General features: G+C 73.1%; 21 protein-coding genes. 10 read left to right on the top strand and 11 right to left on the bottom strand.

The window, feature by feature from the left end:
• Positions 1-16: 16 nt before the first annotated feature.
• Positions 17-994: an aldo/keto reductase family oxidoreductase gene (locus ACIA5A_RS28090; protein ID WP_396767445.1), complete on the top strand. Its 978-nt coding sequence runs from the start codon at positions 17-19 to the stop codon at positions 992-994.
• A gap of 45 nt (positions 995-1039) precedes the next feature.
• On the opposite strand, the gene ACIA5A_RS28095 is transcribed toward ACIA5A_RS28090, so the two are convergent.
• Positions 1040-2395: a PHB depolymerase family esterase gene (locus ACIA5A_RS28095; protein WP_396767446.1), complete on the bottom strand. Its 1356-nt coding sequence runs from the start codon at positions 2393-2395 to the stop codon at positions 1040-1042.
• A 186-nt stretch (positions 2396-2581) separates the two neighbouring features.
• Here ACIA5A_RS28095 and ACIA5A_RS28100 point away from each other — a divergent pair, with 186 nt between their 5' ends.
• Entirely contained in the window at positions 2582-3553 is a 972-nt protein-coding gene (locus ACIA5A_RS28100; protein ID WP_396767447.1) for a PaaX family transcriptional regulator C-terminal domain-containing protein, read from the top strand.
• A 49-nt stretch (positions 3554-3602) separates the two neighbouring features.
• Here the strand turns inward: ACIA5A_RS28100 and ACIA5A_RS28105 are convergent, their stop codons facing one another.
• Positions 3603-4331 carry a TetR/AcrR family transcriptional regulator gene (locus tag ACIA5A_RS28105; protein WP_396767448.1) on the bottom strand — a complete coding sequence of 243 codons (729 nt, stop codon included), beginning with the start codon at positions 4329-4331 and terminating at the stop codon, positions 3603-3605.
• 94 nt (positions 4332-4425) lie between these two features.
• Between ACIA5A_RS28105 and ACIA5A_RS28110 the strand changes: the two genes are divergently transcribed.
• Positions 4426-5274, top strand: a complete 849-nt coding sequence (locus ACIA5A_RS28110) for an SDR family oxidoreductase (RefSeq protein WP_396767449.1) — start codon at positions 4426-4428, stop codon at positions 5272-5274.
• A 70-nt stretch (positions 5275-5344) separates the two neighbouring features.
• On the opposite strand, the gene ACIA5A_RS28115 is transcribed toward ACIA5A_RS28110, so the two are convergent.
• From ACIA5A_RS28115 to ACIA5A_RS28130, 4 genes are all read right to left on the bottom strand, one after another.
• Positions 5345-5767, bottom strand: coding sequence for a DUF6069 family protein (locus tag ACIA5A_RS28115; protein WP_396767450.1), 423 nt, complete (start codon positions 5765-5767; stop codon positions 5345-5347).
• Positions 5760-6227 (bottom strand): SRPBCC domain-containing protein, encoded by a 468-nt coding sequence (locus ACIA5A_RS28120; RefSeq protein ID WP_396767451.1) that lies wholly within the window; start codon positions 6225-6227, stop codon positions 5760-5762. The genes ACIA5A_RS28115 and ACIA5A_RS28120 overlap by 8 nt, the downstream gene beginning before the upstream one ends.
• The gene (locus tag ACIA5A_RS28125; RefSeq protein WP_396767452.1) at positions 6224-6577 is read right to left on the bottom strand and encodes an ArsR/SmtB family transcription factor; all 354 of its coding nucleotides are present in this window, start codon (positions 6575-6577) and stop codon (positions 6224-6226) included. Before ACIA5A_RS28125 ends, ACIA5A_RS28120 begins: the two co-directional genes overlap by 4 nt.
• A 95-nt stretch (positions 6578-6672) precedes the next feature.
• Positions 6673-7143 (bottom strand): nuclear transport factor 2 family protein, encoded by a 471-nt coding sequence (locus tag ACIA5A_RS28130; protein ID WP_396767453.1) that lies wholly within the window; start codon positions 7141-7143, stop codon positions 6673-6675.
• A gap of 70 nt (positions 7144-7213) precedes the next feature.
• Between ACIA5A_RS28130 and ACIA5A_RS28135 the strand changes: the two genes are divergently transcribed.
• From ACIA5A_RS28135 to katG, 4 genes are all read left to right on the top strand, one after another.
• Positions 7214-7750 (top strand): TetR/AcrR family transcriptional regulator, encoded by a 537-nt coding sequence (locus ACIA5A_RS28135; RefSeq protein WP_396767454.1) that lies wholly within the window; start codon positions 7214-7216, stop codon positions 7748-7750.
• Positions 7751-8049: 299 nt separating this feature from the next.
• On the top strand, positions 8050-9054 hold the full coding sequence (locus tag ACIA5A_RS28140; RefSeq protein WP_246411599.1) for a glycoside hydrolase family 11 protein: 1005 nt from the start codon (positions 8050-8052) through the stop codon (positions 9052-9054).
• A gap of 118 nt (positions 9055-9172) precedes the next feature.
• Positions 9173-9601, top strand: a complete 429-nt coding sequence (locus ACIA5A_RS28145) for a Fur family transcriptional regulator (protein ID WP_278105161.1) — start codon at positions 9173-9175, stop codon at positions 9599-9601.
• A 43-nt stretch (positions 9602-9644) separates the two neighbouring features.
• On the top strand, positions 9645-11921 hold the full coding sequence (gene katG / locus ACIA5A_RS28150) for a catalase/peroxidase HPI (RefSeq protein WP_396767455.1): 2277 nt from the start codon (positions 9645-9647) through the stop codon (positions 11919-11921).
• 67 nt (positions 11922-11988) lie between these two features.
• On the opposite strand, the gene ACIA5A_RS28155 is transcribed toward katG, so the two are convergent.
• A complete protein-coding gene (locus ACIA5A_RS28155; RefSeq protein ID WP_396767456.1) occupies positions 11989-12168 on the bottom strand; it encodes a helix-turn-helix domain-containing protein in 180 nt (59 codons plus the stop codon).
• Positions 12090-12956 carry a hypothetical protein gene (locus ACIA5A_RS28160; protein ID WP_396767457.1) on the bottom strand — a complete coding sequence of 289 codons (867 nt, stop codon included), beginning with the start codon at positions 12954-12956 and terminating at the stop codon, positions 12090-12092. The genes ACIA5A_RS28155 and ACIA5A_RS28160 overlap by 79 nt, the downstream gene beginning before the upstream one ends.
• Positions 12957-13204: 248 nt before the next feature.
• Here ACIA5A_RS28160 and ACIA5A_RS28165 point away from each other — a divergent pair, with 248 nt between their 5' ends.
• Positions 13205-13849 carry a hypothetical protein gene (locus ACIA5A_RS28165; RefSeq protein WP_396767458.1) on the top strand — a complete coding sequence of 215 codons (645 nt, stop codon included), beginning with the start codon at positions 13205-13207 and terminating at the stop codon, positions 13847-13849.
• Between the two features lie 7 nt (positions 13850-13856).
• Here ACIA5A_RS28165 and ACIA5A_RS28170 read toward each other — a convergent pair whose 3' ends face one another.
• The gene (locus ACIA5A_RS28170; RefSeq protein WP_396767459.1) at positions 13857-14537 is read right to left on the bottom strand and encodes a response regulator; all 681 of its coding nucleotides are present in this window, start codon (positions 14535-14537) and stop codon (positions 13857-13859) included.
• Positions 14525-15688, bottom strand: a complete 1164-nt coding sequence (locus ACIA5A_RS28175; RefSeq protein ID WP_396767460.1) for a sensor histidine kinase — start codon at positions 15686-15688, stop codon at positions 14525-14527. The genes ACIA5A_RS28170 and ACIA5A_RS28175 overlap by 13 nt, the downstream gene beginning before the upstream one ends.
• A 133-nt stretch (positions 15689-15821) precedes the next feature.
• On the opposite strand from ACIA5A_RS28175, the gene ACIA5A_RS28180 reads away from it, so the two are divergent.
• Positions 15822-16514, top strand: coding sequence for a hypothetical protein (locus tag ACIA5A_RS28180; RefSeq protein ID WP_396767461.1), 693 nt, complete (start codon positions 15822-15824; stop codon positions 16512-16514).
• On the opposite strand, the gene ACIA5A_RS28185 is transcribed toward ACIA5A_RS28180, so the two are convergent.
• Positions 16495-17298: a hypothetical protein gene (locus ACIA5A_RS28185; RefSeq protein ID WP_396767462.1), complete on the bottom strand. Its 804-nt coding sequence runs from the start codon at positions 17296-17298 to the stop codon at positions 16495-16497. The genes ACIA5A_RS28180 and ACIA5A_RS28185 overlap by 20 nt on opposite strands.
• Positions 17299-17797: 499 nt before the next feature.
• Between ACIA5A_RS28185 and ACIA5A_RS28190 the strand changes: the two genes are divergently transcribed.
• Positions 17798-19978 (top strand): carbohydrate-binding module family 20 domain-containing protein, encoded by a 2181-nt coding sequence (locus tag ACIA5A_RS28190; protein WP_396767463.1) that lies wholly within the window; start codon positions 17798-17800, stop codon positions 19976-19978.
• The last annotated feature ends 136 nt before the right edge of the window (positions 19979-20114 follow it).

The following is a 20114-nucleotide window of genomic DNA, read 5'->3' on the forward strand; positions in this document are numbered from 1 at the left end:
GTGCTATCCACGTGTCATGGCCGACGACCAGCACGTATCCCCGGCGGGTGCCGACATCCGCGACCACCGACTGATCTACGGCTGCATGGGGCTGGGCGGCGGGTGGGACGACGAACCGTACGGCGCGCCGGAGATCGCGGCGGCGGAGGCGGCGGTCGAGGCCGCTCTGGAGATCGGTGTCACCGCGTTCGACCACGCCGACATCTACCGCAACGGCAAGTCGGAGGCGGTCTTCGGCGAGGTGCTCGCCCGCGCCCCGGAACTCCGCTCCCGGGTGGTGCTGCAGAGCAAGTGCGGCATCCGCCTGACCGGCGACGACGGTCCGGGCCGGTACGACCTGCGCGGCGAGCACATCGTGCGCAGCGTCGAGCGGAGCCTGACCCGGCTGCGCACGGATGTGCTCGACGTCCTGCTGCTGCACCGGCCGGACCCGCTCGCCGAGCCGGACGAGGTGGCCGAGGCGCTGCACACGCTGCACCGGCAGGGCCTGGTGCGGCAGTTCGGCGTGTCGAACATGGCGGCGGCGCAGATCGCCCACCTCCAGGCGTCGCTCGACGTGCCGCTGGTCGCCAACCAGTTGGAGATCAGCCTGGCCCGGCGCGACTGGGTCGAGGCCGGCGTGCTGGTGAACACCGCCGAGTCCACCGGCGTCGGGTTCCCGCTCGGCACGCTGGAACACTGCCGGGCGCACCGGATCGGCGTCCAGTCGTGGAGCCCGCTGGCGCGCGGGCGCTTCACCGGTGCGGGGCGGACGCCGGCCGACCGGGCGACCGCCGACCGGGTCGCCGCCCTCGCCGAGGCCAAGGGGACGACGCCGGAGGCGATCGTGCTGTGGTGGATCCAGCGGCACCCGGCACGGGTGGCGCCGGTGATCGGCACCGCCAGTCCGGAGCGCATCCGGGCCTGCCGGGACGCGGTCCGGCGGGAGCCGGAGCTGACCCGCCAGGAGTGGTACGACCTGTGGGTGGTCGCGCGCGGCGCCCCGCTGCCGTGACGGTCCCGGGGGCGGCCGGTCGGGTCGCCCCCGGGCACGCGCCGGTCAGGCGAGCGCGCAGGCCGCGCCGTTGAGCGTGAACGAGGTGGGTTTGGCGGTGTTGCCGGTGTGGGTGGCCTGGAACCCGATGGTGGTCGACCCGTTGGGGCCGATGGTGCCGTTGTAGGCGACGTTGCGGGCGATCACCTGGCCGGAGGCGGGGGAGTAGGAGGCGTTCCAGCCCGAGGTGATGCTCTGCCCGCCGGGCAGCGTGAACGCCAGCGACCAGCCGTTCACCGCGCTCGACCCGGTGTTGGTGATGGTGATGTTCTCAGTCAGCCCGGAGTTCCAGGCGTTGACCTCGACGCTCACCCGGCAGGCCCCGCCGCCGGGCGGGGGAGTGGTCGGGCCCGGGGTCGGCGACGTGGTCGGGGTCGGCGTCGGGCTGGGCGAGGTGGTCGGCGTGGGCGACGTGGTCGGGCTCGGCGTGCCGGTCAGGCCGAAGAACGCGATCGCGACCGCGGCCATGCCGGCGGACGGCAGGCTGTGCCCGGCGCCCTGGATGCTGTACGCCTCGACCTGCACGGTGCCGGTGCCGTCGGCCCAGCGGCGCCGGTTCCAGCCGGCCTGCGGCGTGTCCGTGGAAGTGGGCGTCTGGCTGAGCCCGAACACGTTCGTCCACTGCTCGATCTCCTCCTGGAGCAGCGAGTACGGCACCAGGTTGTCGGCGGTGCCGTGCCAGAGCTGCACCCGGGGGCGGGGGCCGGTGTAGCCGGGGTAGGCCGCGCGGACCGCGTCACCCCACTGCTGCGGTGTCCGGTTCATGCTGCCGCCGGTGCACTGGCTGCTGCCCGGCGGGTAGTCCGCCGCGTTCGCGAAGCAGTTGTAGGGCACGCCCATGAACGCCGCGCCGGCCTTGAACACGTCGGGGTAGAGCGCCAGCATGTGGTTGGTCATCATGCCGCCGGACGAGCTGCCGGTGGCGTAGACCCGGTCCGGGTCGGCGCCGTACTGCTGCTGGACGTAGCGGACCATCGAGACGATCGACACCGGGTCGCTGCCGCCGCCGCGTCGCTTGGCGGCGTCGGACCAGGTGTCGAAGCAGTTGCCGAAGCCGGCCTGCTGGGTCGCGCTCGGGTAGATCACGATGTATCCGTACCGGTCGGCAAGCGAGGCGAACTCGCTGCCGGAGTAGAAGCCGGGGCCGGAGCCGCCGCAGCCGTGCATGGCCACCACGGTCGCCGGCCGGGCCGGCCGGTTGTCCGGGACGTAGACGTGCATCCGCATCCGCCCCGGGTTGTCGCCGAAGCTGGCCACCTCGGTCAGCGACGCCGCGTAGGCGGGTTGCGTCGCGGGGACCACCAGGCCGGCCGCCGCCAGCGTGGCGGCCACGGCGAGCAGGATCTTCCCTCTGGTTCTCACGGAGACTCCTTCGATCACCTGTGCAGGTTGACGTCGTGGGTGGTTCGCCCTGCCCGGCTCCGTGTCGGGTAGCAGATAGTGTTCCTGCCGGTCCGAGAAGTGTCAATCGATGTATTGCGATGCGTTGCCGGTGCCGATCTCCGTCTACAGTCGAGGCCCCGTCGCCGAGTCGACTCCGGAGTGCCCGTGGCCAGCGCGTTCGACATCGAGGAGATTTATCCCGACGAGCCGTCGGTACGGCTGCCCCGCCGACAGTCCGGCGCCGCGCCACAGGGCGTGGTGGTGACGTTGATGGCGGACTACACGCTGCGGACCCGGGCGGCGCTGCCGTCCGCGGCGATCGTGACCCTGCTCGCCGAGACCGGCGTGAGCAGCGCCGGCGCGCGCACCGCGATCAGCCGGCTGGCCCGCCGGGGGGTGCTGGAGCGCAGCCGGCAGGGCCGCCACAGCTCCTACCGGCTCAGCCGTGGCGTCGCCGCCGACCTCTCCGCCGGCGGGAACTGGATCCTCACCTCCACCACCACCCCGACCACGTGGGACGGGAGCTGGACGCTCGTCGCGTTCTCGCTGCCGCAGGACCACGGCGCGCAGCGCCGGGCGCTGCGCGGGCAGCTCCGCTGGCTCGGCTTCGCGCCGCTCTACGACGGTCTCTGGGTCTCGCCGTACGAGCCGACCCCGCCGGCCCGGTCGCTGCTGGCCGGGCTCGCCCCCGGCGCGGTCACCGTCTTCCGGGCCCGGCAGGCCGCGCTGGACGGGGTCGGGCAGCGCGCGCCGGTCGAGGCGTGGGACATCGCCGGCATCGCAGCGCAGTACCAGGAGTTCATGCGCCGGTGGACCCCGCTGGCGTCCCGGACCGGCACGGTCGACGGCCCGGCCGCCGTACGGGCGCGCACCGAGGTGATGGACACCTACCGGCGGTTCCCCACGCTCGACCCGCGGCTGCCGCGGGAACTCCTCCCGGCCGGCTGGCCTCGGCAGGCGGCCCACGACCTGTTCACGGCCGTCTACGACGGGCTCGCCGGGACCGCCGAGCGCCACGTCCGGGCGGTCGTCGCGCGGCACGCCGGCGGCGCGCCGCCGGACGACGTCCGGGCGCACACCACCGCCGACATGCTCGCCGGCGTACGCACGGACGGTTGCGGCGCGCCGCCGACGTGACGCTCGGCCGAGGCGCTGAGGAGGGCGGGCCGGGTGTGCCGGCTCCCGGTCAGGTCGGCGCCGTGGGTCCCTCGGTGACCCGGTCGAGCCACTCGACAAGCAGGTGGCGTTCGGCGCCGCTGAGCATCCGCAGGTGCGGCGCGAGGGCGCGCAGCGCCACGGCCGTGGCGCGGGGGCCGTCCGGCGCCTCGGCCGGGGCCGCGGTCAGGATCCGGCCCAGGACGGCGTCGAGCATCGCGTCGGGCAGGGCCGGATCCCGTCGCTCCGGCGGGCTCGCCAGCAGGGTCTGGACGACGCCGACGCCGGCGGCGTGGATGAGGTCGACCGCGTGCGGCTCGGGGACCCGGAGCCGGCCGGCTGCCGCCAGCCGGTGGACACGTGTCTGAAGGATCTGCCGGCCGCTGCGGGCGGCGGGTGAGCCGGATGCCCGCTCCGGGTCGCTGAGCAGGCGGAACACGGCCGGGTTCGCGAGCCCGAACTCGATCTGCCGGCGCCAGCTCGCGCGCAGGTCGTCGAGGGGGTCGACGGCCGCCGCCGTGGCGGCCGCCACGGCGGCGGCCTTGTCCGCGACGAACGTGGCCAGCACCCGCTCGGCGACCGCCTCCAGCAGCCCGTCCTTATCGCCGAACAGGCGGTAGATGGTGGGCGCCTGGACGCCGGCCCGTTCGGCGACGCCACGGGTCGTCACGGCGCCGGGCCCGCTCGTGCGCAACAGCCACGCGGCGGCGTCGACGATCGCCTCCCGGGTGTCCGCCCGGCTCTTGACCCCGTCGCTCATGAATCAACGATAACACCGCATTGTTATCGGCGCTCACGGCGGCTACGGTGGGGATGTTTCCGTTGCTAACGTGAGGACCGAACCAGTGATAATCGTGACCGGAGCGACCGGGGCCCTGAACGGCGCCACCGTCGACCACCTGCTCGAACGCCTTCCCGCCGACGAGATCCTGGTCGCCGTGCGCGACGCCTCGAAGGCGGAGCGCTTCGCGCGGCGGGGGGTCGAGGTCCGACGCGGCGACTACGCCGACCCGGCCTCCCTGCCGGCCGCGTTCGCCGGGGCCGACCAACTGTTGCTCGTCTCGTCCAACGACCCGGTCGCGGACGTGACCGAGCTGCACCGCGCCGCGGTCGACGCCGCGGTCACCGCCGGTGTGAAGCGGATCGTCTACACCAGCCACCAGGGCGCCGCGCCGGACAACCCGTTCCTCCCCGGACGGAGCCACTTCGCCACCGAGCAGCTCCTGGCCGCCTCCGGGATCGCCTGGACCTCGCTGCGCAACGGTTTCTACGCCCACAGCCTCCCGTGGTTCGCCGGCCCGTGGCGCGAGACCGGCGTGATCGCCGTACCCGGCGACGGGCCGGTGTCCTGGACCGCTCGGGAGGACGCCGCCGAGGCGGCCGCCGTCGTCCTCGCCTCCGACGGCGGGTACGACGGCCCGACGACGCTCACCGCGCCCTCGGCCCCGACCTTTGCCGAGATCGCCGAGATCGCCTCCGAGATGTCCGGGCGCACCGTCCGGTATCGACCGACCGACGAGGCGGACTGGCTCGCCGCGCAGGCGGCCGCCGGGCTGCCGGAGCACCGGACGCGTTTCCTGCTGGGCTTCTACCGGGCCGCGAGCGGCGGCTTCTTCGCCGGCGTCGACCCGCTGCTGGGCGACCTCCTCGGCCGTCGACCCCGCAGCGCGCGCGACGCCCTGGCGGCGGGCCCCCACGCCTGAGAACGGTCCTCCTCGCGCGGGCGGGGGCCGGCCCGGCGGCGCTCGCCGGGCCGGCCGTCCGACGGTCCGTTCAGGCCGCCACCGCGTCCGGGCCGACCCGGGTACGCCGGTCGAGCGCGGCCACCGCGACGAGGATGATCGGCACGAGCGTCAGGTGGCACACGGCGAGCGTGGCCTTGCTGGTGGCGTCCAGGTCGGTGGGGAGCGTCATCGCGCCGACGGTGAGCACCGCGAGCGCCGGGCCGACGATCGACGCGGCCCGGGCCACCCAGCCGAAGCGGGGCGCCAGCAGCGCCACGACGGTCAACCCGACCAGCAGCGGCAGCGCGCTGAACGCCGCGACCGTCACGGCGTCCACCTCCGCCGGGCCGCTCGCGGCGGTGAACCGGAACGTGCCGCCGGCGGCCCGGCCGACCGCGTGGACGACCAGGTTGACGACCACCGCCGAGACGGTGGCCAGCGCGACGACCGCCGCGCGGGGCAGGTCAGCCACGCGACCGCTCCCGGTCCTGCTCCCGCGCCAGGTATGCCGCCACGCGGTCCAGCGCGCCGCTCCACGCCTCGCCGGCGAAGAAGTCGCGCACCTCGGGCGTCGGGAAGCCGCTCTGCACCACGGTCATCAGCGTGCCGCCGTCCCGATCCTCGAAGGTGATCTCGATGCGGGTGGTCATCGTCTCCCCGTCGGGGCTGCTGCCGACCGACTCGGTGACCAGGCGGTGCGGCCTGTCGATCTCCAGGAACGTCTGCGTCTCGCGGAACAGCATGTCCGGCGAGGGCCCCCACACCGCGGTCTGCTTGCCGCCGACCCGCAGGTCCACGTCGATCTCGACGATGCCCGGCTCCTCGTCGAGGATGCTGAACCAGATCTTCTGCTTCTCGGCGTCGGTGTAGGCGTCGAAGACCTCCTCGGGGGAGGCGGTGAGCTGCCGGGTCATCCGCATGTCGATGGTCATGTGTCCGGGTCCTTCGGGTCGGTGCGGTCGGGTCGGAGCGTGAAGTAGGCGTCCAGGCCGTCGAGGCGGCGCGCCCAGAGCCGCTGGTAGAAGCCGATCCAGGCCATCGCGTCGTCAAGTGGCGCGTCGGCGAGGCGGCACTGCCGGGACCGGCCCACCTTGCGCGTCACCACCAGGCCGGCGTTCTCCAGCGCCTGGACGTGCTTCTTCATGCCGGTGAGGCTCATCCCGGTGGGCTCGGTCAGCTCGCTGATGGTGGCCGGGCCGGCGCCGAGCCGGACGAGGATGTCGCGCCGGGTGGGATCGGCCAGGCTGGCGAACACCCGGTTGAGGGTCTCTTGCTGAACCACGTGGTTCACCTTACGACACTGAACCCATCGGTTCAACGTTGACGCGCCGATTCGGTCGGCCGCGGTGTCGGGCAGGACGGCGGCGGGTGAGGGCGCTACGCCTGGCTCGCGCCGAGCGCGGCGGCCAGGTCGGGCAGTCGTCCGAAGGCACGGGCGCCGGCGATGTGGTCGAGGTAGTCGCGCGACTCGACGATCTCGCCGTCCCGGACCCGCACCACGAAGACGCAGGGCAGCGTGAAGGCGCGACCGTCGACGACGCCGGCGTACCGGAACTCGAAGACCACCACCTCGGGGTCCGCCGTCCGGTGCACGTGGTCGTCCACGACGTCGTAGCGTTCCACGCCGCTCGGGCGGCCGCCGGCGCCGAAGTGCTCGCGCAGCTCGGCTCGACTGGTCAGCGGGGGGCCACCCATCGGGTCGAAGGGATGGCGGACGTCGGTGTGCTCGGCGTAGCAGGCGGCCAACGCGTCGAGCTGCGCCGACTCCTCGGCGTCGGTGAGCCCGCCGCGCATGAGGCGACAGACGCCGGCGGCAACGGCACGGACGGTTTCCTCGGGTGTACGCATGATGCTCCCTCAGGCGAAGTCCAGACTCCGGTTAGCGTAACGAAGTATGGACTTCGGTTAAAGTGATCGCATGCGCCAGGATGCTCGGGAGAACCGCGAGCGCATTCTCGCTGCCGCCGAGCAGGTCTTCGGCACGAAGGGCGAATCCGGCTCCACCGAGGAGGTCGCACGGCTGGCCGGGGTGGGCATCGCGACCGTCTTCCGCCACTTCCCGACCAAGCAGGCGTTGATCGAGGCCGCGTTGGTGAGGCATTTCAGCGGTCTGCTCGACCGCACTCGCCTGGCCGCGACCGCGCCCGATCCGACGGCGGCCCTTGCCGCGCTGATCCGCGAGATGATCGAGCGCGGCGCGAGCAAGCTCACCCTGGCCTCGATGCTGGGTGGCCCCCCGCAGGCCGTCGTCGCCGTGGCGGGGGAACTCAAGGCGGCGGTGGATGCGGCGTTGCGGCGCGCCCAAGCCGTCGGCGCGGTGCGGCCGGATGTCGACGTGGACGAGATCTACCTGCTGATTCGCGGTCTGGCGCAGACCGCCGCCGCGGCGCCCGTGCCCGCACGGCTGCTCCACCGTGCCGTCGACGTCATCCTGGACGGCCTCGCCGCCCGGTAGTTCGGGCCCTTCGCTCGACGCGTCTTTGGTCCGGAAACCTCTCGAAAGTTTCGGATGCCGGTGCGCTCCGGTGAACGGCATTCGGTGGATCTCGACGTCGTGTGCCCGGACGTCGAAGCGCTTCGCTTGGCCGACGAGCTGGGCCTATGTGCTTTCGGTGGCCTGGCCGTGCCACCCGCGGTTTCCATGATGTTTCCGGAAGTTGTTGACACGGTGAACGGGCGCCTCCAATACTGGCCATCGATCCACCTCTATGACAGTCGGCCGCGCGCCAGCCACCACAGGGAGGAAACCCGCCCATGAACGACGCCCCCGTCCGCTCGGGCAGCCGCAGGCGCGGACGCCTCAGGATGCTCCTCGGCGGCGCCTGCGCGGTGGCGCTCGCCGCCGCCGGCACGACCGCGGTCCTGTCGGGTCCGGCCTACGCCGACACGACAGTCACGTCGAACCAGACCGGCACCAACAACGGCTACTTCTTCTCCTTCTGGAAGGACAGTGGCAACGTCTCCATGACCATGGGGAACGGCGGTCAGTACAGCACCCAGTGGAGTGGCATCAACAACTTCGTGGCCGGCAAGGGCTGGAAGCCCGGCACGGCCCGCAATGTCACCTACTCCGGCAGCTTCAACCCGTCCGGCAACGCCTACCTCACCCTCTACGGGTGGACCCGCAGCCCCCTCGTCGAGTACTACATCGTCGACAGCTGGGGTAGCTGGCGCCCGCCGGGCAGCGGCTTCATGGGCACGGTGAGCAGCGACGGCGGCACGTACGACATCTACCGCACCCAGCGGGTCAACGCGCCCTCGATCGACGGCACCCAGACCTTCTACCAGTACTGGAGCGTCCGGCAGTCGAAGCGCGTCGGCGGCACGATCAGCGCCGGCAACCACTTCAGCGCCTGGTCCCGGCTCGGCATGAACCTCGGCAACCACGACTACCAGATCCTGGCCACCGAGGGCTACCAGAGCAGCGGGAACTCCAACATCACCGTGGACAGCTCCGGTGGTTCCAACCCGACCACCCCGCCGCCCAACAACGGCGGCGGCTGCACGGTCAGCGTGAACCGTGCCGAGGACTGGAGCGACCGGTTCAACACCACGTTCTCGGTCAGCGGCAGCAGCAACTGGACGGTCCGGATCCAGACCCAGGGCGGGCAGAGCCTGCAGAACAGCTGGAACGCGTCGGTCAGCGGCACCAGCGGCACGCTCACCGCGCGTCCCAACGGCAACGGCAACAACTTCGGCATCACGCTCTACAAGAACGGCAACAACACCACGCCGACGGCGACCTGTTCGACCAGCTGAGCTGGGCTTATCCCCGGTGGGGGCACCGCGACCGCGGTGCCCCCACCGTCGCGTGTGCCGGCCGACACACCCGCTCGGAAACTTGATTCATTCCAGAAGAGTCGACTAGGGTTGGCTCATGACGTCCGACTTCGAGACCCAGTTGCGGGCGGTCTCGTTGCGCGTGACCCGGCCCCGCCTGGCGGTCCTCGCCGCCCTGCGGGACCACCCGCACGTCGACACCGACACCGTGATCGCGCTGGTCCGGGCGGACCAGCCGACGGTCTCCCACCAGGCGGTCTACGACGTCCTCCGGGCGCTCACCGACGCCGGTCTGGTGCGCCGCATCCAGCCGGCCGGAGCCGTCGCCCGCTACGAGTCGCGGGTGGGGGACAACCACCACCACATCGTCTGCCGCTCGTGCGGCGCGATCGCCGACGTGGAGTGCGCCGTCGGTCACGCCCCCTGCCTCACCGCCTCCGACGACCACGGCTACGTGGTCGACGAGGCGGAGGTCGTCTACTGGGGCACCTGCCCCGACTGCGCGACCGACCGCACCGCCCACTGATCCGCCAGTTCGGCCAGTGACCCGCCAGTTCGGAAGGAAACAGATGAGCGACACCCAGGACAACGGGCCCGTCAGCGCCCAGGGCGTGGACGCCAAGGAGGCGGCCGGCTGCCCGGTCGCCCACGACTCGGTGACCGCGCAGGGCAGCGAGAGCGAGAACCCGGCGATCGACTCGCCGACGCCGAAGACCGGTGGCCGTCCGCGCACCAATCGCGACTGGTGGCCCAACCAGCTCGACCTGTCCGTGCTGCACGCCCACTCGTCCAAGGGCAACCCGCTCGGGCCCGAGTTCAGCTACGCCCGGGAGTTCGCCAAGCTCGACGTCGAGGCGCTCAAGCGGGACATCACCCAGGTGCTCACCACCTCGCAGGACTGGTGGCCGGCCGACTTCGGCCACTACGGCGGCCTGATGATCCGGATGAGCTGGCACGCCGCCGGCACCTACCGGATCGAGGACGGCCGCGGCGGCGCCGGCGACGGCGGGCAGCGCTTCGCCCCGCTGAACAGCTGGCCGGACAACGCCAACCTGGACAAGGCCCGCCGACTGCTCTGGCCGGTCAAGCAGAAGTACGGCCAGAAGGTCTCCTGGGCCGACCTGCTGGTGCTCGCCGGTAACGTCGCGCTGGAGTCGATGGGCTTCAAGACCTTCGGCTTCGGCTTCGGCCGCGAGGACGTCTGGGAGCCCGAGGAGATCTTCTGGGGTCCGGAGGACACCTGGCTCGGCGACGAGCGCTACGCCTCCGAGAAGGAGATGGCGGCCGGGGTCGGCGCGACCGAGATGGGCCTCATCTACGTCAACCCGGAGGGCCCGCGCGGCAACGCGGACCCGGCCGCGGCGGCGCACTTCATCCGGGAGACGTTCCGCCGGATGGCGATGAACGACGAGGAGACGGTCGCCCTCATCGCCGGTGGTCACACGTTCGGCAAGACCCACGGCGCGGGTGTCGCCGACAACCACGTCGGCCCGGAGCCCGAGGGCGCCCCGCTGGAGGCGCAGGGCCTCGGCTGGCTGAGCACCCACGGCAGCGGCAAGGGCGGCGACACGATCACCAGCGGTCTGGAGGTCACCTGGACCGACCGGCCGACCGAGTGGAGCAACCGCTTCTTCGAGATCCTCTTCGGCTACGAGTGGGAGCTGACCACCAGTCCCGGTGGCGCCAAGCAGTGGGTGGCCAAGGACGCCGAGGCGATCATCCCGGACGCCCACGACCCGTCGAGGAAGCACCGGCCGACGATGCTGACGACCGACCTGTCGCTGCGCGTCGACCCGGCGTACGAGAAGATCTCGCGTCGCTTCCTGGAGCACCCGGACGAGTTCGCGCTGGCCTTCGCCAAGGCGTGGTACAAGCTGCTGCACCGCGACATGGGTCCGGTCAGCCGCTTCCTCGGCCCGTGGGTCCCCGAGGCCCAGCTCTGGCAGGACCCGGTGCCGGCCGCCGAGAACGAGCTGGTCGGTGACGCCGACGTCGCCGCGCTCAAGGCGAAGGTCCTGGACTCCGGTCTGACCACCGCCCAGCTCGTCTCCACCGCCTGGGCCTCGGCCGCGAGCTACCGCTCCACCGACAAGCGCGGTGGCGCCAACGGCGCGCGGATCCGGCTGGAGCCGCAGCGCAACTGGGAGGTCAACCAGCCGGAGCAGCTCGCCGGCGTGCTGGCCACCCTGGAGGGCATCCAGCAGGAGTTCAACTCCGCCGGTGGCGCCCGGATCTCGCTCGCCGACCTGATCGTGCTGGCCGGTTCGGCCGCGGTCGAGAAGGCGGCGCGCGACGCCGGAGTCGAGGTGACCGTGCCGTTCCGGGCGGGTCGCACCGACGCCACCCAGGAGCAGACCGACGTCGAGTCGTTCCGGGTGATGGAGCCGCGCGCCGACGGTTTCCGCAACTACCTGCGGCCGGGCGAGAAAACCGAGCCGGAGGTGCTGCTCGTCGACCGCGCCTACATGCTCGGCCTGACCGCGCCGGAGATGACCGTACTCGTCGGCGGCCTGCGCGCGCTCGGCAACAACGTCGGCGGCGCCACCCACGGCGTGCTGACCGACCGGCCGGGCGTGCTGACCAACGACTTCTTCGCCAACCTGCTCTCCCCGGGCACCCGGTGGAAGGCGTCGGAGTCGGCCGAGCACGTGTACGAGATCCGGGACCTGGCCACCGACCAGGTGAAGTGGACGGCCACCGCGGTCGACCTCATCTTCGGCTCGAACTCGCAGCTCCGGGCGCTCGCCGAGGTCTACGCCAGCGAGGACGCGCGGGAGAAGTTCGTGACCGACTTCGTCGCCGCCTGGACCAAGGTGATGGAGCTGGACCGGTTCGACCTGGTCTGATCGTCGCACCGACCGGGCCCCGGTCGATCCGGAACGGATCGACCGGGGCCCGGTCGTGTCGCCCGGCTCAGTCGTGCAGCGTCCGGCTCGGTGGCACGCCGAAGACGGACCGGTAGTGGGCGGTGAACCGGCTGTGGTTGAGGAAGCCCCACCGGCCGGCGATCCGGCTCACCGTCTCCCGCCGTGGGTCGGACAGCCGCAGGTCCTCGTGTGCCCGTTCCAGCCGGATCCGCCGCAGGTGGGCCATCGGCGTGGTGTCCAGGTGCCGCCGGAACGCCAGTTGCAGCGACCGGACGGACACCGCCGCGGGGCCGCCACGTCCGCCGGGTTGATGTCCCGACCGGCGTGCTCCTCCATGAACGCGACCGCCCGGCGCACCGCCGGCAGCACGGTGTCCCGCCGGTCCTGCCGGGTCGGGTCGGTCAGCGCGGTGTTGGGGAAGACGGCGAGGGCGGCGGTGGCGAGCGTGCGCGCCGCCGCGCCGAGGACCAGCGGGTGCCGGCTGGCCTCCGGGTTGGTCAGCACGGCGAGGCGGACGTAGTGGGCGGTGGCCCGCCAGTGGTCGGCGAGCGCCGCCGACGCGGGCGCCAGGCCGGTGAACCGGACCTGGGCGGGTCGCTGCCCGGGGGCCGGGCTCGCGACCTGCGCGCACAGGCGCGGGTCGAGCTGGACCACGAGCGTCTCGCCCGGTCGCCACCGGGCCCGGTACGGGCGACCCGGCCCGGCCGCGAGGAACACGTCCCCGGGGCCGAAGCAGCCCTCCTCGCCGTCACACACGCGGTTCACCGAGCTGGTCGTGCTCTCGCAGACGACCACGGATTCCGATCCGTCCACGCTGACCCGCAGATCGGCGGACAGGGCGGACCGGTCGACCGAGAACGGACCGGCGCACAGCCGCCGGTGGCTGAGCCGATAATCGAGGCCGCCACTGTCCATGCGCAACCCCCGGACGCCGTACGCCGCGGCGAGGTACTGGTGGATCAGCTCCGGTTCCCGGCTGTCGAAGTCATGGCTGACGGTGGTCGCGACGCTCATGTCGTCCCCCGGGAATCGGGAACTTGCTTTCCGGAATTCACGACCGTATTGGTCGCACGACTCTCCCGATGGTATTTCCTTGATGGGAATTGTGCTCACTGTTGATCCCATTAATGGGACTTGCGCGCAGCGATCAGCCGTCACCGCCTCTGTTCGTTCTGTGACGTAGTCCAGGGCTCCATCGATCGGGAAGGGTCGTTGTCTGGAGCCGTCGCGGCGGGGCGGTGGGGGCGGACGAGGGGGCGCACGTGGACGTGACCGAGGCACGACGGCTGGCGTGGGTGGTGGCGGCCGAGGCGATGCGCCGCCTCGACGGCGACTCCGGTGGGGCAGGACGCTTCGACGGTCACGAGGCGGCCCTCGGCGTGGCCCTGCGGGAGACGCTGCACGAGGCCCTGCTGGGCCGCCGGGACAGAGTGGACGGACGGCCGCTGGGCGAGCTGTGCGGGCGGCTGGAGTGGACGATCGACGAGTTCGACGCGCTCGGGCACCACCTGCTCACGGTGGTGCTCGCCCACCGGCTCGGACCGGAGGCGCTGGTCCGCGTCGGCGCGATGCTCACCCGCGCGCGCCTGTGCCTGGCCGAACCGCCGCCCGCCGCCGCGTCGGCCGCCCGCCGCGACGGCTACACCCGCAACGACGCGTCCCGCCGGTACGCCGTCCCGCCGGCGCACCTGCCGCTCCCGCCGCACTGGCGGTGCAGCGGATGCGCGGCCGACTGGCCCTGCTCCACCAAGCAGAGCCAACTGCTCGTCGAGTTCGGCGGCACCACGGCCGGGCTCGCCGTCTATCTGGGCACCTGCCTGGTCGCCGCCACCCGGGACCTGCCGGCCATGACCGTGCCGCAGGCCAGGGCGCGTTTCCTCGGCTGGCTGCCCCGGCGGCGGTACTGACGGCTGTTCAGAGCAACTCGGCGTCGTGCACCAGCAGGGCGATCTGCACCCGGTTGTTCAGGCCCAGCTTGGCCAGCAGCCGCGACACGTGCCCCTTCACCGTCGGCACGCCCATGCCCAGCCCGGCGGCGATCTCGGCGTTCGACCGGCCCTGTCCGACCAGCACCGCCACGTCCCGTTCCCGGTCGGTCAGCGCGGCCAGGGCGTCCCGCGCCCGCGCCCGCCGGCTCCCCGCCGCCGGATCCGCCACGTGGTCGATCAGCCGCCGGACGACAGCGGGGGAGAGGATCGCCGCGCCCGCCGCGACGGTGCGGACGGCGGCGAGGATCTCCCGTGGCGGGGTGTCCTTGAGCAGGAAACCGCACGCGCCGCCGCGGAGCGCGTCGAGCACGTACTCGTCGGCGTCGAACGTGGTCAGCACGATGATCTCCGGTGCGCCCGGTCGGGACCGGATCCGGCGGGTCGCGGCCAGCCCGTCCAGCCGGGGCATCCGGACGTCCATGAGGACGACGTCCGGCCAGTGCGCCTGGGCCATCGACACCGCCTGCGCGCCGTCGGCCGCCTCCGCCACCACCTCGATGTCGCGCGACCCGCCGACCAGGATGCGCAACCCGGCCCGGACCAGCGGGTCGTCGTCCACCACGGCCAGCCGGATCGGCCGCCCGGGCACGCCGCTCACGCCTGCCACGGCAGCCACGCCTCCAGCCGGTACTCGCCGTCCCGCGCGCCGTGGCTCACCCGGCCACCGGCCAGCGCCACCCGCTCGCCGATGCCGACGAGCCCCATCCCGCCGGGGCGGGCGGCGGCTCCGCCCGTACCCGGGAGGGGATTGACCACGACGACCCGCAGCCCGTCACCGGGGCCGCCGGCCAGCCGGAGCGCCGCGCCGGCGTCGCCGCCGTGCCGGCGGGCGTTGGTCAGCGCCTCCTGCGCGATCCGGTAGGCCGTCCGCCCCACCAACGTCGGCGGATCGTCGGCGGTCACCTCGTCGGTGAACTCGACGCGCATCCCCGCCGCGCGGGCGCCGGCCACCAGGTCGGGCACGTCGGCGAGGCCGGGCTGCGGCGGCTCCGGCCGGCTCGCGACGCCGACCACGGCCCGCAGCTCCTCCAGCGCCTCGTGCGCGCTGGAGCGGATCGCGCCGGCCGCGATCGCTATCTCGTCCGGCCGGGCGTCGGTGCGCACCTCCAGCGCGCCCGCGTGCAGGCTGATCAGCGACATCCGGTGGGCCAGCACGTCGTGCATCTCCCGGGCGATCCGGGCCCGCTCGGTGAGCCGGGCCTGGTCGACGCGGAGGTGCTGCTCGGCCTGCAACCGGGCGGCGTGCGCGCGCAGCGACTCGGTGAGCCGCCGGTAGGCCCGCACGAACTGGCCCCAGCCGATCGCCGCGGCGGCGGTGACGGCGCGGAGCACGACGTCCACCCAGACCGGGTACGGCGGGTCCTGCTGGAGCAGGAAGTAGACCACGCCGGTGCCGACGTGCACCGCGCCGAGCGTGAAGACCAGCCGGGCCCGGCGGCGGATCGCCGCGGTGAACAGCGCGACCAGGATCGGCCCGGTCGCGGTCACCGAGATCGCGCCGATCGGCAGCAGCGCCGCCAGCACGGCCACCGGCCGGCGTCGCCGGAGCAGCAGCGGGACGGCGCAGAGCAGGCCGACCAACACGTCGACCGGCCACGGGATCGCCGCGCCGGCCGCGGTCGCGTCGCCGATCCGCAGCATCGTCAGGCCGTACCCCAGCGCCACGGTGACCGCCACGGCGTCGGCGAGGCGGTGCCGCGCGCCCGGCCGGTCGCTCGTCGGGTCCGGCACGAGCAGGTCGAACAGCGCGGCGGCCATGCCGGCAGCCTAGGCGGTACGCGGCCGCGCGCCAGCTACCAAAGTAGGGGGGCGGGCGGATCCTCCGGCTCGTGCGCGGACGCGTGCCCGTCGGCGATCCTCGTCCGGTCGACACGACGGGGAGGAGCACGCGATGAGGAACGAGACGATCGCCGGCACGCTGCGGCGCGCGACCGGCACCCGGGGCCGACGGGCGCTGCTGCTGGTGACGGTCGGGGCGGGCGCCCTCGCGGCGACGGCGCTGGCGGCCGGGCTGCCGCCCGCCGAGCGCACCGCCGCCGCGTTCGGCGAGCCGGTGCACGCGTTCGTCTCCGTGCCGCTGCCGTTCGTCGGCGTGCTGCTCGCCGACGACCTCCGGCGGACACCCGGGGCGCGGGTGCTGCCCACGCTCGCCGGGGCGACGGTGGTCGCCGTGGCGGCGGGCCTGGTCGGCGACGCGACGATCGTCGCCGCGCTGGCCGCGTCCGGCTCCACCGCGCCGGACCCGTGGGCGCACGTCGGCGGGATCGCGGTGGCGGGTGTGCTGGTGCAGGTGCTGGCGCAGCTCGTCGGCACCGGGCTGGGCCTGCTGATCGCCCGGCCGGCGTGGGCGTGCCTGGCCACGATCGCACTGCCGCTCGGGGCGTACGCGCTGCTCACGCCGTGGGTCGCGGCCCGGGACCGGCTCACCCCGTACGGGGCGCTGCGGGGCGTTCTCGACGTGACGCCGGACTGGCCGCGGTGGGTGGGCGCGGCGCTGCTGTGGGGGGTCGCCCTCAACGTGGTCGGAGTGGTCGTGCGTCGTCGGCGCGCCGGTGGCCGTCCGATCAATGTCGGACGGTGGTGACGGTGACTCCCTCGTCCGTCGCCTCGATGGTGCCGGTCCACTCGCCGTCGTCCTTGTCGAACGTGATGGTGGTGGTCCCGCCGGTCGTGCGGTCGCCCGTGACGTCGAAGAATCCCTGTGGCAGGGCGGCGCGGTAGAAGGCCAGCACCCGCTCCGGGTCCGGTTCGACAAGCGTGAGCCGGGCGCCGGCGGCGGTGTCCGAGAGGTCGCGTACCTGGCTGCCCGGCGGGAAGCGGAAGTTGAACGGCAGGTTCGTCACGCCCAGGTCCCGGCCGGTCAGCGCCGACTGCTCCGCCTGCGGCGGCGCGGTCGACCGCTCGGCCGGCCGGTCGCGGGCGAACGTGACGGTGGTGTCCCGGGAGGTGGTGATGACCGCGACGCTCCATCCGCGCCCGGCCAGGTGCAGGGTCTGACCGGTGTCGGTGCCGACCGGATATCCCGCTGCCGGACCCGCCTGACGGTAGTGGGCGAGCACCTGCTCGGGCGTCGGCGCGGTGAGGATCACCGTGGCCGCGCCCGGGTCGCCGAACGCGGTGTCGACCTTGCTGCCGGCGGGGAACCCGAGCCCCGGCGCCACCCCGACGACGGTCCGGCCGTCCACCTCGACCCGGTCGCCCTGCTCGGTGCCCGCCGTGCTCGCCGGTGTGCTCGTCGGGGCGGACGCGCTCGTGGTGCCGGCGCCGCCCGGTCCGCTCACCGGCACGGCCGAGTCGCCGCAACCGGCCGCGGGGATCAGCAGCGCGGTCCCGGCCAGCGCGGGCAGCACCCGCCTGAGGTGTCGCATCGGCCTGTCCTTCCGGTCGTCCGAGGGGATTCGGTGGTGCCCTCCCGATCATGCCCGGCGCTGTCACCCCCGCGCACGACTGACGAACTGCTGTCGCGCGCGCCACGCGGGCGTGGCCCACGGGGCGGCGCGAGTGTCCGGAGCGGGTCGAGCGAAAGTATGCCGAGGTGGGCACTCGGCCCGGACGAGGTGCGTGAGGACCGACCTGGGCGATCCAGGCCCGCAAGGCCCGCAAATTTTGTAGGAACTTACGAACGCGTGCCGGTGCGCGTCAAGGTGCTCCCACCCGCCGGGAGTCGGTGTCCCAAGTTCGGTGCGGTCCCGCATGGATAGTCGCTGCTCAGCGGCCATTCAAGGAGGTGACTGTTGCGGGCCGGTTTCGAAAACTTTGCCGCAAGGTATTGCAAAGACTTTCATGGATCGCGCATGGTGTTCGCTACCCGGACGGCCGTCCATCCCCCGCGCACCCTTTCGAGCACCCGGAAGAGGTCCCCCTGCCATGGAATCCGCCAGGCCACACCCGCGCCGGCGCGCCAGCCGCCTGCTGCTCGCCGCCGCGCTCGTCGCGACCGGCGGCACGGCCGTCGTCACCGTCGCTGCCACCACCGCCGCCCCCGCCCGCGCCGCCGTCGCCCTGAACGACAGCGAGGTGACCGCCAACCTCTGGGAATGGAACTGGCCCTCGGTCGCCGCCGCCTGCACCGACCACCTCGGGCCCGCCGGCTACGGCGCGGTGCAGGTGGCCCCGCCGCAGGAGTCGGTCAGCCTGCCGACCAGTCCCGACGGCGTACACCCCTGGTTCGAGGTGTACCAGCCGGTGTCGTACAAGCTGGACAGCCGGTTCGGCAACCGGCAGCAGTTCGCCGCCATGGTCACCACCTGCCACGCCGCCGGCGTGCGGGTCTACGTCGACGCGGTGGTCAACCACATGGCCGGCACCAACAACCCGGCCGGCACGCGCGGCTACGCCGGCACCGAGTTCTCCGGCTACAGCTACCCGGCCGTGCCGTACGGCAGCGGCGACTTCCACCGCCCGGGCGACAACTGCCCCACCGGCGGCGGCATCACCGACTGGAACAACGAGGCCCAGGTCACGAGCTGCGAGCTGCTGTCCCTGTCCGACCTCTACACCGAGAAGGAGACGGTCCGCGACAGGATCGCCGGCTACCTGAACGACCTGATCGGCCTCGGCGCCGACGGCTTCCGGGTGGACGCGGTCAAGCACGTCAGGAAGGACGACTTCGCCGCGATCCTCGGCAAGCTGAACAACACCGTGGCGGAGGGCCGCCGTCCGTACGTCGCGCAGGAGATCTTCGACGGCGCCAGCAACCCGGCGCTGCAGGCCCGGGCGTTCATCGGCAACGGCGACGTGCTCGACTTCGGATACGCCAAGGGCATCCGCTCGGCGTTCCTCGGCTCCGTCTCCACGCTGGCGAACGTGCCGAACTGGAACCTCGACGCGCCGAGCGCCAACGTCTTCGCCATGGTCACCAACCACGACCTGGAGCGGGACGGCGTGGTGCTGTCCTACAAGGACGGCAGCGACTACGTGCTGGCCAACTACTTCGCGCTGGCGTACCCGCACGGCAAGCCCTCGGTCTACGACAGCTTCACCTGGTCGAACCGCAACCAGTCCCCGCCGAGCGACGGCACCGGGCGGGTCACCGACACGGTCTGCGGCGCGGCCTGGAACTGCCTGACCCGCAGCGCCGGCATCAAGGGCATGGTCGGCTGGGCCAACACCGCCCGGTCGGTGAAGACCGTCTCGGACTTCACCACGGTCAACAGCAACGTCATCGGCTTCCACCGGGGCGACCGGGCCTGGATCGGCATCAACGACTCCGGCTCGGCCACCACCGCCACGTTCACCACCGGCCTGGCCGACGGCAGCTACTGCGACGTCATCTCCGGCGTCGCCACCGCGAGCGGCTGCACCGGCGCCACGGTGACCGTCGCCGCCGGCCGGGCCGCCGTCACCGTCCCGGCCAACGGGGCGGTCGCGCTGCACGTCGGCGCCCGGCCCGGCACGAACCCCTCGCCCACCGCGTCCCCGACCGCGTCGCCCACCACCAACCCCGCCGACCGGGTCGCCACCACGTTCACCGTGAGCGCCACCCCGGCCGCCGGCCAGGACGTGTACGTCGTCGGCAGCGTCCCCGAGCTGGGCTCGTGGACGCCGGCCAACGGGGTCAGGCTCACCGCGCAGGGTGGCGGCGCCTACCGCGCCACGGTCGACCTGCCCCGCGCCACGACCGTCGAGTACAAGTTCGTCAAGCGGACCGCCGCCGGCGCGGTCACCTGGGAGTCCGGCGCGAACCGGAGCCTCACCACGCCGGCGTCCGGCACGTACGCGGTGACCGAGACGTTCCGCGGTGACACCGTCTCGACGGCGGTGGCCAGCTCGTTCGCGGTCACCGCGACCACGGCGTACGGCCAGGACGTGTTCGTGGTCGGCAACGTCGCGGCGCTGGGCGGGTGGAACCCGGCGAACGGATTCGCGCTCTCCGCCGCCACCTACCCGGTGTGGCGGGGCACTGTCGACCTCCCGCCGAACACCCTTGTCGAGTACAAGTACGTGAAGCGGAACCCGGACGGTTCGGTGACCTGGGAGTCCGGTGCCAACCGCAGCTTCACCACGCCGGCCGGCGGCACCCGCGCCGCCACCGACACCTGGCGCTGACCGGACCCGGGGGGGGGGGGGGGGGCGGGGCGGGGGGGGGGGGGGGCGCCCCCCCCCCCCCCCCCCACTGGTCGGGGCGTTTGGTCCGGTTTTGGGTCATCCCCGGGGGGCTCCCCCCCCACGCCGACGACCTGGT

The sequence above is a fragment of the Micromonospora sp. NPDC051300 genome (genome assembly GCF_044455315.1).
In the GTDB taxonomy this organism is placed as follows: Bacteria; Actinomycetota; Actinomycetes; order Mycobacteriales; family Micromonosporaceae; genus Micromonospora; species Micromonospora robiginosa.

Coding starts and splice junctions, on each gene's coding strand:
- ACIA5A_RS28140 (WP_246411599.1), top strand. CDS start 8,050: ATGAACGACGCCCCCGTCCGCTCGGGCAGCCGCAGGCGCGGACGCCTC.
- katG (WP_396767455.1), top strand. CDS start 9,645: ATGAGCGACACCCAGGACAACGGGCCCGTCAGCGCCCAGGGCGTGGAC.
- ACIA5A_RS28145 (WP_278105161.1), top strand. CDS start 9,173: ATGACGTCCGACTTCGAGACCCAGTTGCGGGCGGTCTCGTTGCGCGTG.
- ACIA5A_RS28135 (WP_396767454.1), top strand. CDS start 7,214: ATGCGCCAGGATGCTCGGGAGAACCGCGAGCGCATTCTCGCTGCCGCC.
- ACIA5A_RS28180 (WP_396767461.1), top strand. CDS start 15,822: ATGAGGAACGAGACGATCGCCGGCACGCTGCGGCGCGCGACCGGCACC.
- ACIA5A_RS28090 (WP_396767445.1), top strand. CDS start 17: ATGGCCGACGACCAGCACGTATCCCCGGCGGGTGCCGACATCCGCGAC.
- ACIA5A_RS28130 (WP_396767453.1), bottom strand. CDS start 7,143: ATGCGTACACCCGAGGAAACCGTCCGTGCCGTTGCCGCCGGCGTCTGT.
- ACIA5A_RS28105 (WP_396767448.1), bottom strand. CDS start 4,331: ATGAGCGACGGGGTCAAGAGCCGGGCGGACACCCGGGAGGCGATCGTC.
- ACIA5A_RS28175 (WP_396767460.1), bottom strand. CDS start 15,688: ATGGCCGCCGCGCTGTTCGACCTGCTCGTGCCGGACCCGACGAGCGAC.
- ACIA5A_RS28120 (WP_396767451.1), bottom strand. CDS start 6,227: ATGACCATCGACATGCGGATGACCCGGCAGCTCACCGCCTCCCCCGAG.
- ACIA5A_RS28185 (WP_396767462.1), bottom strand. CDS start 17,298: ATGCGACACCTCAGGCGGGTGCTGCCCGCGCTGGCCGGGACCGCGCTG.
- ACIA5A_RS28155 (WP_396767456.1), bottom strand. CDS start 12,168: ATGGCCCACCTGCGGCGGATCCGGCTGGAACGGGCACACGAGGACCTG.
- ACIA5A_RS28160 (WP_396767457.1), bottom strand. CDS start 12,956: ATGAGCGTCGCGACCACCGTCAGCCATGACTTCGACAGCCGGGAACCG.
- ACIA5A_RS28190 (WP_396767463.1), top strand. CDS start 17,798: ATGGAATCCGCCAGGCCACACCCGCGCCGGCGCGCCAGCCGCCTGCTG.